This is a genomic window from Pseudomonas sp. 39004 (assembly GCF_028682155.1).
Taxonomy (GTDB): domain Bacteria; phylum Pseudomonadota; class Gammaproteobacteria; order Pseudomonadales; family Pseudomonadaceae; genus Aquipseudomonas; species Aquipseudomonas capeferrum.
In genome coordinates this window covers 41,107-54,566 of record NZ_JANIAG010000014.1, presented here as the reverse complement: position 1 = coordinate 54,566, position 13,460 = coordinate 41,107, and the positions used below count along the sequence as shown (strand labels likewise).

The window sequence follows — 13,460 nt, the reverse complement described above, 5'->3', positions numbered from 1 at the left end:
CAGAGTCCATTACTCAATCAATGACGTGGAAGTTGCTCCATGGGGCAATTTCTTGTTCGATATAATTGCACCCGCAGAAATTTCACTCATTAACGCTTGTTGGCGAACAGATATAGCCCTACCACCAGCCCGACGGCACACAGCCCCGCCACATAATAAGCCGGCGCCATTGGGCTGACCTTCAACAGCGCGGTTACCACCATCGGCGTCAACCCACCGAAGATGGCGTAGGCCATGTTGTAGGAGAACGACAAGCCGCTGAAACGCACCACCGGCGGGAAGGCCTTGACCATCACGTAGGGCACGGCGCCGACGATACCGACGCACAAACCGGTCAGCGCATACAGCGGGAACAGCAGGTCGGGGCGGGTTGGCAGGCTGTGGTAGAAGGTCCAGGAGCTGGCCAGCAGCAGCAGGCTGCCAACGATGAACACGCGCCCGGCGCCGAAGCGGTCGGCCAGGCGGCCGGCAGCGATGCAGCCGAGGCTGAGCAGGACGATGGCCAGGCTGTTGGCCTTGAGCGAGTCGGTCGGGCTGACCTGATAGAAGCTCTGCAGCAGCGCCGGGGTCATCAGGATCACCACCACGATGCCGGCCGACAGCAGCCAGGTCAGCAGCATCGACAGGACGATCGCGCCACGGTGGTCACGCAGCACCGCACGCAGCGGCAACTCTTCGGCCAGGGCCTTGCGCTGCTGCATCTCGGCGAACACCGGGGTTTCGTGCAACCAGCGGCGCAGGTACACCGAGAACAGGCCGAACACCCCCCCCAGCAGGAACGGGATACGCCAAGCGTAATCGGCCACTTCGCCAGGGGTATAGACACTGTTGATCAGCGTGGCGACCAGCGAGCCGAGCAAGATGCCCGAAGTCAGGCCGGCCGTCAGCGTGCCGCAGGCGTAACCGGTATTGCGTGCAGGGACGTGCTCGGAGACGAACACCCAGGCCCCCGGCACCTCACCGCCAATCGCCGCGCCCTGGATCACGCGCATCAACAGCAGCAAGATCGGCGCCCACAGGCCGATCTGTGCATAAGTGGGCAGCAGGCCCATGATCAGGGTCGGCAGGGCCATCATGAAGATGCTCAGGGTGAACATCTTCTTGCGCCCCAGCAGGTCGCCGAAGTGCGCCATGACGATGCCACCCAGCGGCCGCGCCAGGTAGCCGGCAGCGAAAATGCCGAAGGTCTGCATCAGGCGTAGCCATTCAGGCATGTCGGCCGGGAAGAACAGCTTGCCGACCACCGTAGCGAAGAACACGAAGATGATGAAGTCGTAGAACTCCAGGGCACCGCCCAGTGCGGACAGTGAAAGGGTCTTGTAGTCGCTGCGGGTCAGCGGCCGCGAAGGCTGCTCGATACTGCTCGGCACGGAGGTCATCGGTCTTTCTCTTGTAGGTCATGCAGGCCGCTGGGTGCGCGACTTCTGGATTGGTAGACGGGCGAAGATAGCAAATTGCCGAGCCGCGCCGAAAGCGATACAAAATCCATACAGATATTCATGAATGCGCGGTCGTCGCTGGCCGTTATGCTCTATATACTGGCCATTCGTAGGAAAAGGTTGCTCCAAGCGTGGGATGTTGTGCGAAAACGCCGGTCTTTATGTCAGGCGGTTTCGCAGAGTTTCCCTACGGCCGCCCAGTGAAACGAAATCGGCGTAGTATGTTTCCAGCTGAATCGTTTACCCGGCCTTTGCGCCACACCAACGAAAAGCGTCACGGGTCAGAGGCCCCATCGCATGATTGAGCTCGAACAAGAAGATCCAATCCCGCAAGGCGACCTGGCCTTGCAGATCACCGCACTCCCTCGTGAGACCAACGGCTTCGGCGACATCTTTGGCGGCTGGCTGGTTGCCCAGATGGACCTGGCCGGCACCGCCATGGCCAGCCGCGTCGCTGGCGGCCGTGTGGCCACGGTGGCCATCGACCGACCGCATGGCCTTCCTGGTCCCGGTAGCCGTGGGCGCGCAGCTGTCGTTCTATACCCAGACCCTGGAGATCGGCCGCAGCTCGATCCAGATGATGGTCGAAGTCTGGAGTGACGACCCGCTGTCCAGCGAATGGCGCAAGGTGACCGAAGCGGTCTTCGTGTTCGTCGCCATTGATGGCAGTGGCCGCACTCGCTCCGTGCCTCGTCGCTAAGCCCAGCCAGCGTTAAACTCATTGCATATGCCCGGGTCCAAGGCCCACTGGCAATCAATGAGACGAACGCAATGGCTACCTTCAAGGTCGACACCGAGCAACACGGCGAACTCAACTGCTGGCGCATCACCAGCGAGCGTGCCGAACTACTGATCGCCCAGCAGGGTGCGCAGATCCTCAGCTACCAGCGTGTGGGCGAGCCGCCGCTGCTGTGGCTGAGCGATCAGGCCATTTTCCGCCAGGGCAAGTCGGTACGCGCCGGTGTACCGGTGTGCTGGCCCTGGTTCGGCAACCTGCAACGCAACCCCCAGGCCGTGCAGACCATGTACCGCGGCGAGCAGGCGCCCGCCCACGGCCTGGCACGCGCGCGTGATTGGCAGTTGCTGGGTATCGAGGAAGTGGGCGATGGCCTGCGCATCGAGTTCGAACTGCCCGAAGCCCAGGGCGACCTGCCCGGCTGGCCCCATGATGTGCAGCTGAAACTGGTGGTGGAACTCGGCGAGTGCCTGGCGCTGAGCCTGACCAGCCGCAACATGGGCAATACCCCTGTCACCCTCAGCCAGGCCCTGCACAGCTACTTTGCGGTGAGCGATGTGTGCCAGGCGCGGGTCGAAGGGGTCGAGGGGCTGGGCTATGTCGAGACCTTGGCTGACTGGGAACAGCGCCAGCAGCAAGGGCCGCTGGGGTTTGCCGGGGAGACCGACCGGATTTACCTCGCCACCCCGCAAACCCTGAGCATTGTCGACCCGCATTGGCAGCGGCGGATTACCTTGACCAGCAGCGGCTCACGCTCGGCGGTGATCTGGAACCCGTGGACCGAGCGGGCCCAGGAGCTGGCGGACATGGCCGATGACGGATGGCAGCGAATGCTGTGCATCGAGACGGCCAATGTGTGGGATGACGTGGTGGAGCTGAAGCCTGGGGCGACTTGCTCGCTGAGTGTCAGTATCGGCAGTGAAGCCATCTGAGCCTTGCGGTGACTTTGCCGGCCTCTTCGCGGGGCAAGCCCGCGAAGAGGCCGGTACAGGCAACCTCAGAGATCAGCTTCTTCCACCACCCTCACCTTCTGCGCATCCAGGGCATAGGCTGCATCGGCCAGGTCGTTGCTGACCTTCTCCACCTTCAATGCCCCGCTGACCCACAGCGGCGTGTAGATGTCATCGATCTTCAGCCCCTTCGGATAACGCACCAGCACCAGCTGGTTCGGTGGCGGTGGCGGCACATGGATGCACGCGCCAGGGTATGGCACCAGGAAGAACAAGGTGCTGTTGCCCTTGGCATCGCTTTCCAGCGGCACCGGGTAGCCGCCCAGGCGGATGTCCTTGCCGTTCATGGCCGCCACGGTCTTGGTCGAGTACATCACCGCCGGCAAGCCCTTGCTCTGCTTTAGGCCGCCTTTGTCGGTGAAGGTGCCCAGGGCCTCCGGCGAGTCGTGATCGATTTCGGGCATCTGTTCGAGAGCCTTCTGGTCCGACTTGGGCATCAGCTCCAGCCAGTCGGTTTCAGGCAGCTCGGCACGGGCCAGGGTGCTGGCCAGAAGCAAGGGGATAAGAAAAAAGGCACGCATGGCAATGCTCGGCAACTCGGATGAATTGCCGGGCATTCTAAACGGTATTCAGCGCTTTCTGATCAATCCGTAGATCACCAGAAGGACGACGGCACCGACCAGTGCCCCCAAGAAACCTGCCGCCTGCCCGGCCTGATAAATGCCCAGCGCCTGGCCGCCGTAGGTGGCGAGCAAGGAGCCTGCGATACCCAGCAGGATGGTCATGATCCAGCCCATGCTGTCGTCCCCTGGCTTGATGAAACGCGCCAGCAGCCCGACGATAAGGCCTATGAAGATGGTCCCGATGATGCCCATGGCAATCCCTCTGCAGTGAAAATGGAACAAGCCAAAGCCTAGACAGCGCTTTGACTTGTTGCCATTTCAGAGGGCAGGTAGCACGCAGAAGTTCGATCAGCCGGCGATCAAAGCCTCTACCTCGGCGATCTTGCGCTCGAGGGTGGCCATGTCATGGCAGCGCAGGGTGGCATGGCCAACCTTGCGCCCGACCTTGAAGGCCTTGCCGTAGTGGTGCAGGTGGCAGTCGCCGATGGCAACCACCTTGTCCACCGCCGGCACTTCGCCGATGAAGTTGAGCATGGCGCTCTCACCGACCTTGGCGGTTGAACCCAACGGCAGGCCGGCCACGGCACGCAGGTGGTTCTCGAACTGGCTGCACTCGGCGCCTTCGATGGTCCAGTGCCCGGAGTTGTGCACACGCGGGGCGATTTCGTTGGCCTTCAGGCCACCGTCGACTTCGAAGAACTCGAAGGCCATCACGCCCACGTAGTCCAGCTGCTGCAGCACGCGGCCGACGTAGTCTTCGGCCAGGGCCTGCAGCGGGTGCGCTGCGCTGGCCACCGACAGGCGCAGGATGCCGCTGTCGTGGGTGTTGTGCACCAACGGATAGAAGCGGGTTTCACCGTCGCGGCCACGCACGGCCACCAGCGAGACTTCGCCGGTGAACGGCACGAAGCCTTCCAGCAGGCAAGGCACGCTGCCCAGCTCGGCGAAGGTATCGACCACGTCTTCAGCGCTGCGCAAGACCTTCTGGCCCTTGCCGTCGTAGCCCAGGGTGCGGGTCTTGAGCACGGCCGGCAGGCCGATGCTGGCGACTGCCGCGTCCAGGTCGGCCTGGGAGAGAATGTCGGCGAAGGCCGGGGTGGGGATGCCCAGGTCACGGAACATGCTCTTCTCGAACAGCCGGTCACGGGCAATGCGCAGTGCCTCGGCACTGGGGTAGACCGGGACGAACTGCGAGAGAAACGCTACGGTTTCGGCCGGAACGCTTTCGAACTCGAAGGTCACCAGGTCGACTTCGTCGGCCAGCTGGCGCAGATGGTCCTGGTCACCGTAGTCGGCGCGCAGGTGCTCGCCCAGCGGCGCGGCGCAAGCATCGGGTGCCGGGTCGAGGAAAGCGAAGTTCATGCCCAGCGGAGTACCCGCCAGAGCCAGCATGCGGCCGAGCTGGCCACCACCGATTACACCGATCTTCATGGGGTCAGCCTCAAGCCTGGCGCGGGTCTGGATTGTCCAGCACGGTGTCGGTCTGTTCCGTGCGGAACTGCTTGAGCGCCGCGTGGTACTGGGGGTACTTGGCGCCCAGGATGCTCGCCGACAGCAGTGCCGCGTTGATCGCGCCAGCCCGGCCGATGGCCAGGGTCGCGACCGGTACGCCGGCAGGCATCTGCACGATCGACAGCAGCGAATCGACGCCCGACAGCATCGACGACTGTACCGGCACGCCCAGCACCGGCAGGTGGGTCTTGGCGGCGCACATGCCTGGCAGGTGGGCTGCGCCACCGGCACCGGCGATGATCACCTCGATGCCACGGCCTTCGGCCTCTTCGGCATACTGGAACAGCAGATCCGGAGTACGGTGAGCAGAAACCACCTTAACTTCGTAGGGAATGCCGAGTTTTTCCAGCATATCGGCGGTGTGGCTAAGGGTGGACCAATCGGACTTGGAGCCCATGATCACGCCAACCAGTGCACTCATCGTCGAGCCTCTTCGCTTGTGCGCCCTTGGGCGCGTCAAAAAACAACAAGCCACGCGGGACGACCGGCGTGGCTTGTTTGCTGATCAGGACCGGAGCTATCCGGTCGAAAGGCCGCGCAGTATACCGTAACCCAGGGCGATGCTGGCACCCCCGGCGACCAACTGTCGGCCCTATTTTTCGGGGCTTTGGCTGACTTTTGGGTCAACCGCCGCTGCACCTTCGAGCTTGCGCCACAGCAAGCGCACGTTGGCCTTGCGCACCAGGGCGCAGCGGTACAAGCGGATTTCCAGGGGGACATGCCATTGGCTGCCGCCACAGATCGCCAGCTCGCCGCGTTCAAGTTCGCCGCGCATCGACAGGCGTGGCACCCAGGCGATGCCCATGCCTTCCAGCGCCATGCTCTTGAGGCTGTCGGCCATGGCGGTTTCATAAACGGTGGTGTAGCGCAGGTTGCGCTGGCGCAGCAGCAGGTTGACCGAACGGCCGAGGAAGGCGCCGGCGGTATAGGCCAGCAGCGGCACACTGCCCTCGCCTTCCAGGTCGAACAATGGCTGCCCGTCGGCATCGACGGCACACACCGGCAACATTTCGGTGTTGCCCATGTGCAGCGAGGGGAAGATTTCGGCGTCCATCTGCAGCGCGGCGTCGGGGTCATAGAAGGCCAGCATCAGGTCGCAACCACCTTCACGCAGGGCATGCACCGCATCCCCTACGTTAGTCGCAACCAGGCGGGTGGCGATGTTCAAGCCATCGTTGCGCAACTGGGCAACCCACCGCGGGAAAAACCCCGAGGCCAGTGAGTGTGCTGCTGCCACCTGGACCACCTCGCCCTGGCCACCTTCAAGGTGATGCAAATGGCGCAGAATTTCGCCCAACTGGTCGACAACGGTACGCGCCGTGACCAAAAAAAGCTGCCCGGCCTCGGTCAGTTCAATCGGCGTGCGGGAACGGTTCACCAGCTGCAGGCCCAAGGCTGCTTCCAGGCTGCGAATACGCCGACTGAAGGCCGGTTGAGTGACGAAACGCCGTTCTGCCGCCTGCGAAAAACTGCGGGTGGCGGCCAGGGCGCTGAAGTCTTCCAGCCATTTGCTTTCCAGGTTCACGAAGCACATCTCCCGGCATGCACCAAAATGGAACACGCTCGAATGTCAATTGGCGTCACATGAAACACTATGCCGTTTGTGCATAGGTTAGCGTGCAACAGCATTGGCCGCAAAATCCTCTTCAGGCCTAGGATTAGCGCCATTCCGGCATGTGCCGGGTCAAATTCGAGATGATATACATCATGTCTTCCGCTGCATCGTTCCGCGTCGAAAAAGATCTGCTGGGTACCCTTGAAGTTCCTGCTGATGCCTACTACGGCATCCAGACCCTGCGCGCTGCCAACAACTTCCACCTCTCCGGTGTTCCGCTGTCGCACTACCCGAAACTGGTAGTGGGCCTGGCGATGGTCAAGCAGGCTGCTGCTGACGCCAACCGAGAGCTGGGGCACCTGAGCGATGCCAAGCACGCCGCCATCAGCGCCGCTTGCGGACGACTGATCAAGGGCGACTACCACGAGCAGTTCGTGGTGGACATGATTCAAGGCGGTGCTGGTACCTCTACCAACATGAACGCCAACGAAGTCATCGCCAACATCGCGCTGGAGGCCATGGGCCACCAGAAGGGTGAGTACCAGTACCTGCACCCGAACAACGACGTGAACATGGCGCAGTCGACCAACGACGCCTACCCGACCGCTATCCGTCTGGGTCTGCTGTTGGGTCATGACGCCCTGCTCGCCAGCCTCGACAGCCTGATCCAGGCCTTCGCTGCCAAGGGCAAGGAATTCGACCACGTACTGAAGATGGGCCGTACCCAGCTGCAGGACGCCGTGCCGATGACCCTGGGCCAGGAATTCCGCGCCTTCGCCACCACCATGACCGAAGACCTCAACCGTCTGCGTTCGCTGGCGCCAGAGCTGCTGACCGAAATCAACCTGGGTGGTACTGCCATCGGTACCGGCATCAACGCCGACCCTGGTTACCAGATGCTGGCCGTTCAGCGCCTGGCGACCATCAGCGGCCAGCCGCTGGTACCCGCTGCCGACCTGATCGAAGCCACCTCCGACATGGGCGCCTTCGTGCTGTTCTCCGGCATGCTCAAGCGTACCGCGGTCAAGCTGTCGAAGATCTGCAACGACCTGCGCCTGCTGTCCAGCGGCCCGCGTACCGGCATCAACGAGATCAACCTGCCAGCGCGTCAGCCAGGCAGCTCGATCATGCCAGGCAAGGTCAACCCGGTTATCCCGGAAGCCGTCAACCAGGTGGCCTTCGCCATCATGGGCAACGACCTGGCCCTGACCGTCGCCGCCGAAGGTGGCCAGCTGCAGCTGAACGTGATGGAGCCGCTGATCGCCTACAAAATCTTCGACTCGATCCGCCTGCTCCAGCGCGCCATGGACATGCTGCGCGAGCACTGCATCGTCGGCATCACTGCCAACGAACAGCGCTGCCGTGAACTGGTCGAGCACTCGATCGGCCTGGTCACCGCCCTGAACCCTTACATCGGCTACGAAAACGCCACCCGTATCGCCCGCGTTGCCCTGGAAACAGGCCGCGGTGTGCTTGAACTGGTGCGCGAAGAGAAGCTGCTGGACGAAGAGATGCTCAACGACATCCTGCGTCCGGAAAACATGATCGCACCGCGTCTGGTTCCGCTGAAGGCGTAACCGACCGCTTCACCTGTCTCACCAGGTCGAGGGACTAGACACCTCTCAACCTTTCAAAGGCCCGAGCGCATGCTTCGGGCCTTTTTTTTGCCTGCGCGTTTCGAGCCGCCGTGCAACCCGCGCATCCCGGCACACAACTTGCTCCATAATGCATCCCACCCAACGGGATACCGAGCATGCTGCACAGCCACCTGACCACCCTCAACGCGGTTTCGCTGATCCTCAACGTCTTCCAGGCAGAGGGTTGCGAGGCGGCGGCCTTGCTGGCCGGCAGTGGCATCGGCCCGGCGGACCTGGGGCATGCCGACGCGCGCATCACCACCCAGCAGGAGCTGCAGGTGTGTGCCAATGCCGTTGCTCGGCGTGAAGACATCGGCCTGGAGCTGGGCCAGCGCATGCATGTGTCCTGCTATGGCATGCTCGGTTACGCCCTGCTCTCCAGTGCCACTTTGGGTGACGCCCTGCGCCTGGCACTTCGCTTTCCGGCACTGCTGGGAACAGTCTTCGAGCTACGCCTGATCGACGATGGCCAGCGCGTCTGGCTCAGCGCCAGCGACTACCGTGACAGCCCCGCGCTGACCGCCTTCAACGCCGAGTTCTGCCTGGTCTCGCTGAAAGTGATCTGCGACGACCTGCTTGGCCGCCCACTGCCGCTGCTCGGCACCCGTTTCGAACATGCCCGGCCGGGCTACCACAGCCTTTATACTCGTGCCTTCCAATGCCCGATCGGCTTCGCTGCCGAGGACAACGCCTTTGCCTTCGAACGGCGTTGGCTGGACATGCCGCTACCGCTGGCCGACCCCATTACCCACAAGGCCATGGGCGAGCGCTGCCGGCGCCTGAACCTGGAGTTCACAGGGCGCCAGGCCTGGCTCGGGCGGATCCGCCAGCTGCTGGCTCAACAACTGGACGCCGCCCCCGGGCTTGAGGGCCTGGCGCGGCAGATGAACTGCTCATCGCGGACCTTGCGCCGGCACCTGCAGGCACTTGGCAGCAGTTATCAACAGCTGCTCGATGAACTGCGCTTCGAGCGGGCCAAGCAGTTGCTGGCCGATGAGCACATGCCGATCTACCGCATTGCCGAAACCTTGGGGTTCAGCGAAACCGCCAGCTTCCGCCATGCCTTCCAACGCTGGAGCGGTGTGGCGCCTAGCCATTTTCGCGGGTAAGCCCGCGAAAGTGGCCAGCGAGCTTGGCCACATCGATCCCCTTTTGGCCGTTTGCGTCGTTCTCCCTGGCAGGGCCTGCACTGAAAATGGGCCCACGCCAGTTCAACCGGAGAACAACAATGCTGACGATCTATTCCGATGACCACCGCCTGCACCACGGCCGCTGCGAGCTGATCGACGGCAAGCTGATGCCCTGCTTCGAAATGCCTTCGCGCGCCGACCATGTGCTCGATCAAGTGAACAAACGCCAGCTCGGCGACATTCAGGGCCCGACTGACTTCGGCCGCGCACCGCTGCTGCGAATCCACAGCGCCGACTACCTGGACTTCTTCGAGGGCGCCTGGGCGCGCTGGGCCGCACTGGGCCACGACGGCGACCTGCTGCCCTTCACCTGGCCAGCCCGCACCCTGCGCCAGGTGAAACCCACCGGCCTGCATGGTGAACTCGGCTACTACAGCTTCGACGCAGGCGCACCGATCACCGCCGGTACCTGGCAGGCTGCCTACAGCGCCGCCCAGGTCGCACTCACCGCCCAGGCGGCGATCCAGCAAGGCGCCTATTCGGCGTTCGCTCTGTGCCGCCCACCAGGGCATCATGCCGCCGCCGAAGTCATGGGCGGCTACTGCTACCTCAACAATGCCGCCATCGCCGCCCAGGCCTTCCTTGACCAGGGCCGCCGCAAAGTCGCCATCCTCGACGTCGACTACCACCACGGCAACGGCACCCAGGACATCTTCTACGCCCGCAACGATGTGTTGTTTGCCTCGATTCATGGCGACCCGCAAGCCGAGTTCCCGTTCTTCCTCGGTTACGCCGACGAAACCGGCGAAGGGGCCGGCGAAGGCTGCAACATCAACTACCCTTTGCCGGCCGGCAGTGACTGGGCAGCCTGGAGCGCCGCACTGGAGGACGCCTGCCAGCGCATCGCCGACTACGACGCCGATGTGCTGGTGATATCGCTGGGCGTGGACACCTTCAAGGACGACCCTATCTCGCAGTTCAAGCTGGACAGCCCGGACTACCTGGCGATGGGCAAGCGCATCGCCCAGCTCGGCAAGCCGACCCTGTTCGTGATGGAAGGTGGCTACGCTGTGGAAGAAATCGGTATCAACGCGGTCAATGTGCTGGAAGGCTTCCAGTACGCCCAGCCAGGAGCCCGGTAATGGCCCGACTCAAGCGTCTGCTCGCCCCGTTAATCGCTGCCACCCTGTGCACCGGTGCCCTGCAGGCCCAGGCCGAGCAGCGTACCTTGCGCGTCTACAACTGGTTCGACTACATCACCCCGCAGACCTTGGTCGACTTCCAGAAAGACAGCGGGGTGAAGCTGATCTACGACATTTTCGACACCAACGAGGCGCTGGAAGCCAAACTGCTTACCGGTAACTCCGGCTATGACGTGGTGGTGCCGTCCAACGTGTTCTTGGCCAAGCAGATCGAAGCCGGTGTGTTCCAACCGCTGGACCGCAGCAAGCTGCCGAACTGGCAACACCTGGACCCGGCCCTGATGAAGCTGATCGAAGCCAACGACCCCGGCAACAAGTTTGCTGTGCCCTACATGTACGGCACCGTGCTGATCGGCTTCAACCCGGCGAAGGTCAAGGCGGCGCTCGGTGAAAACGCACCCGTGGACAGCTGGGACCTGATCTTCAAGGAAGAGAACATCGCCAAGCTCAAGCAGTGTGGCGTTGCCCTGCTCGATTCGCCTTCCGAGATTCTGCCGCTGGCCCTGAAGTACCTGGGGCTGGACCCCAACAGCGCCAAGCCCGACGACTACAAGAAGGCCGAGGCGCTGTTGCTTAAGATTCGCCCGCACATCACCTACTTCCACTCTTCCAAATACATGGCCGACATCGCCAATGGCGATATCTGCGTGGCGGTGGGCTACAGCGGCAGCTTCTCGCAAGCCGCCAATCGGGCTCACGATGCGAAGAACGGCGTGGTGGTCGACATGCGCCTGCCCAAGGAAGGTGCGCCGATCTGGTTCGACATGCTGGCGATTCCGAAAAACGCCGCCAACCCGCAAGAGGCTCACACGTTCATCAACTACCTGCTGCGCCCCGAGGTGATAGCGCCGATCAGCGACTTTGTCGGGTATCCGAACCCAAACAAGGACGCGACCGACAAGGTCAGCCCAGCGATTCGCAATAACCCCAACCTGTACCCGACGGCAGAGGCGATGGCCAAGCTGTATACCCTCAAGCCACTGCCACGTGATGCCGAACGGGCACGCACCAGAGCCTGGACCCGCATCAAGTCCGGCACCTGAGCCGTGGCGGGGTCGCTAGGCGGCCCCGCTCACTTTTTCCAGGCCCGACGCAAGCGCATCAGCGCATTGGCAATGTCGGCCTCTGGCACTGCGGCAAACCCCAGTACCAACCCTGCGCGGTTATCCACAGGCACCTGGCTGTCCTCCAGCCAATAGCTACTCAGCGGATTCACCTCAACCCCTACCGCTTCTGCCGTGGCGACCAGCTCTTGCTCGCGCGCAAAGTTATCCACATCCACCTTCACATGCAGCCCCGCCGCGACTTCCGGCATACCGCCCAACCCAGGCACATCCAGCGGCCAGCCTGCCTTGAGTACATTGCGCCGACTCAACGCCGCCCGGCGCATACGCCGGATGTGGCGCTGGAAATGCCCATGGGCCATGAACTCGGCCATCACGCACTGGCTGCCCACCTCCGAATGCCGCATGGCCAGCGCCCGCCCCTGGCTGAACGCCTGTACCAGGCGCGCAGGCAACACCAGGTAGCCCAGACGCAACGCGGGAAAGGCAATTTTGCCGAACGTGCCGACGTACAGCACCCGTCCCTGCCGGTCCAGCGCCGCCAGCGGTGCCAATGGCGCGCCGCTGAAGCGGTACTCGCCGTCGTAATCGTCTTCGATGATCCAGCCATCGTTGCGCTCGGCCCAGGCCAGCAATGCCAGCCGTCGCGCCAGGCTCATGGTCACCCCGGTGGGGTACTGATGCGCCGGCGTGACGTACGCCAGGCGGCAGTTCGCCAGTTGCACGAGGCGCTCACAGTCCATCCCCTCTTCATCCACCGGTACGCCCACTACCTTGCCCCCAGCCACGGCAAAGGTATGCCCGGCGGCCCGATAGCCAGGGTTTTCCACAGCCACCCCCTCGCCAGGCTGCAACAGCAACTGTGCACAAAGGCTGATAGCCTGCTGTGCACCACTGGTGATCACAATTTGTTCAGCCGTGCACGAAAGGCCCCGTGAACGCCGCAGATAGGCCGCGATCAGCTCGCGAAGCTGCAGCTCACCCGCCGGGTCACCGTAACCCAGCTGCGCAGGGTCCGGGTTACGCCAGAAGGCCGCTTGCAGCTTGGCCCACACGTCAAACGGGAACAGATCGAAGGCAGGGATGCCGACCCTGAACGCACGTGGGGCGCCACTTCTAGGAACGGGCAAGTGGTTACTTTTCAGACGCTCAAGCGGCTCGCTGGAGCGCACACAGCTGGATAAATCCTCAGCCTTTTCTGAAGAAAATGTGGATAAACCTGTTGATAACCCTAGGGATAACCCTGTGGACAGTTGTGTGGATAGTTTTTCGAGCTGAGTCACATAGGTGCCGTCGCCCACCCGGCTTTCGATATACCCCTCGGCATACAACTGGTCATAGGCACGCACCACGCTGTTGCGCGACAGCGCCAGTATCGCCGCCAGGTCACGGCTGGCCGGCAATCGCGTGCCGCTGCTCAAGCGCCCATCCAGCACCCGCGCACGCAAAGCCTGGTAGAGCTGCTGGCTTAGCCCGCGGCGGCGGTCGAGCACGATGCCAGCTGGGTCGAAAGGCAATATGAGGGGGCGCTTGTTCACCGTATTGGACCTATCAAATCAGTCATAAATGGATCTTACACAGAACCAATAGCCTGCCTAGGATGGAGCCATTC

General features: G+C 62.8%; 12 protein-coding genes and 1 pseudogene. 6 read left to right on the top strand and 7 right to left on the bottom strand.

Features of this window, described 5'->3' with window-relative positions:
* Positions 1–89 precede the first annotated feature (89 nt).
* The gene (locus NP534_RS04500; RefSeq protein ID WP_033702373.1) at positions 90–1,379 is read right to left on the bottom strand and encodes an MFS transporter; all 1,290 of its coding nucleotides are present in this window, start codon (positions 1,377–1,379) and stop codon (positions 90–92) included.
* Between the two features lie 357 nt (positions 1,380–1,736).
* On the opposite strand from NP534_RS04500, the pseudogene NP534_RS04495 reads away from it, so the two are divergent.
* Positions 1,737–2,139, top strand: a pseudogene (locus NP534_RS04495) (acyl-CoA thioesterase).
* Between the two features lie 71 nt (positions 2,140–2,210).
* Positions 2,211–3,107: a D-hexose-6-phosphate mutarotase gene (locus NP534_RS04490; protein ID WP_274097909.1), complete on the top strand. Its 897-nt coding sequence runs from the start codon at positions 2,211–2,213 to the stop codon at positions 3,105–3,107.
* 65 nt (positions 3,108–3,172) lie between these two features.
* On the opposite strand, the gene NP534_RS04485 is transcribed toward NP534_RS04490, so the two are convergent.
* From NP534_RS04485 to NP534_RS04465, 5 genes are all read right to left on the bottom strand, one after another.
* On the bottom strand, positions 3,173–3,706 hold the full coding sequence (locus NP534_RS04485) for a DUF3299 domain-containing protein (RefSeq protein ID WP_162181159.1): 534 nt from the start codon (positions 3,704–3,706) through the stop codon (positions 3,173–3,175).
* Positions 3,707–3,754: 48 nt separating this feature from the next.
* Positions 3,755–4,000 (bottom strand): GlsB/YeaQ/YmgE family stress response membrane protein, encoded by a 246-nt coding sequence (locus NP534_RS04480; RefSeq protein WP_033702379.1) that lies wholly within the window; start codon positions 3,998–4,000, stop codon positions 3,755–3,757.
* Between the two features lie 96 nt (positions 4,001–4,096).
* Entirely contained in the window at positions 4,097–5,179 is a 1,083-nt protein-coding gene (locus NP534_RS04475) for a 5-(carboxyamino)imidazole ribonucleotide synthase (protein WP_274097908.1), read from the bottom strand.
* Positions 5,180–5,189: 10 nt separating this feature from the next.
* A complete protein-coding gene (gene purE / locus NP534_RS04470) occupies positions 5,190–5,681 on the bottom strand; it encodes a 5-(carboxyamino)imidazole ribonucleotide mutase (protein WP_016489856.1) in 492 nt (163 codons plus the stop codon).
* A 171-nt stretch (positions 5,682–5,852) separates the two neighbouring features.
* Positions 5,853–6,785 carry a LysR substrate-binding domain-containing protein gene (locus tag NP534_RS04465; RefSeq protein ID WP_274097907.1) on the bottom strand — a complete coding sequence of 311 codons (933 nt, stop codon included), beginning with the start codon at positions 6,783–6,785 and terminating at the stop codon, positions 5,853–5,855.
* Between the two features lie 182 nt (positions 6,786–6,967).
* On the opposite strand from NP534_RS04465, the gene aspA reads away from it, so the two are divergent.
* The 4 genes from aspA to NP534_RS04445 all read left to right on the top strand — a co-directional run bounded on the left by aspA (position 6,968) and on the right by NP534_RS04445 (position 11,827).
* Entirely contained in the window at positions 6,968–8,392 is a 1,425-nt protein-coding gene (aspA, locus tag NP534_RS04460; protein WP_033702596.1) for an aspartate ammonia-lyase, read from the top strand.
* Positions 8,393–8,568: 176 nt separating this feature from the next.
* Positions 8,569–9,561: an AraC family transcriptional regulator gene (locus NP534_RS04455; RefSeq protein WP_033702385.1), complete on the top strand. Its 993-nt coding sequence runs from the start codon at positions 8,569–8,571 to the stop codon at positions 9,559–9,561.
* 119 nt (positions 9,562–9,680) lie between these two features.
* Positions 9,681–10,724: a histone deacetylase family protein gene (locus NP534_RS04450; RefSeq protein WP_274097906.1), complete on the top strand. Its 1,044-nt coding sequence runs from the start codon at positions 9,681–9,683 to the stop codon at positions 10,722–10,724.
* A complete protein-coding gene (locus tag NP534_RS04445; protein ID WP_274097905.1) occupies positions 10,724–11,827 on the top strand; it encodes a polyamine ABC transporter substrate-binding protein in 1,104 nt (367 codons plus the stop codon). The genes NP534_RS04450 and NP534_RS04445 overlap by 1 nt, the downstream gene beginning before the upstream one ends.
* 29 nt (positions 11,828–11,856) lie before the next feature.
* Here the strand turns inward: NP534_RS04445 and pdxR are convergent, their stop codons facing one another.
* Positions 11,857–13,386 carry a MocR-like pyridoxine biosynthesis transcription factor PdxR gene (gene pdxR / locus NP534_RS04440; protein ID WP_274097904.1) on the bottom strand — a complete coding sequence of 510 codons (1,530 nt, stop codon included), beginning with the start codon at positions 13,384–13,386 and terminating at the stop codon, positions 11,857–11,859.
* Positions 13,387–13,460 lie beyond the last annotated feature (74 nt).